Origin of the sequence: Streptomyces flaveolus (assembly GCF_000716535.1) — a bacterium.
Taxonomy (GTDB): domain Bacteria; phylum Actinomycetota; class Actinomycetes; order Streptomycetales; family Streptomycetaceae; genus Streptomyces; species Streptomyces flaveolus_A.
The window spans coordinates 1-204 of sequence record NZ_JNWV01000223.1 but is presented as its reverse complement, the minus strand read 5'-3'; the positions used below and the strand labels follow the sequence as shown (position 1 = coordinate 204).

Genomic DNA, 204 nt, shown 5'->3' with positions numbered 1-204 from the left:
TGACGCTCGTAGCGGTGGTTGAGACGTCGGTAGCCGGTCAGCCACGACATCGTGCGCTCGATGACCCAGCGGCGGCGGCCCAGCCGTTCGCTGGACTCGGTGCCTTTGCGTGCGATGCGGACGCCGATGTGCTTGCCCCATAACCATCGCCGCAGGTGAGGGATGTCGTACGCCTTGTCGGCGTGAAGACGCCCGGGCTTGGAA

At 66.2% G+C, this 204-nt stretch carries 1 protein-coding gene; it reads right to left on the bottom strand.

Annotated features, from left to right (window positions below; all coding sequences use genetic code 11):
• Window positions 1-204, bottom strand: a 204-nt coding sequence (locus OO52_RS45940) for a transposase (protein WP_037671887.1), incomplete at both ends; no start/stop codon positions are given.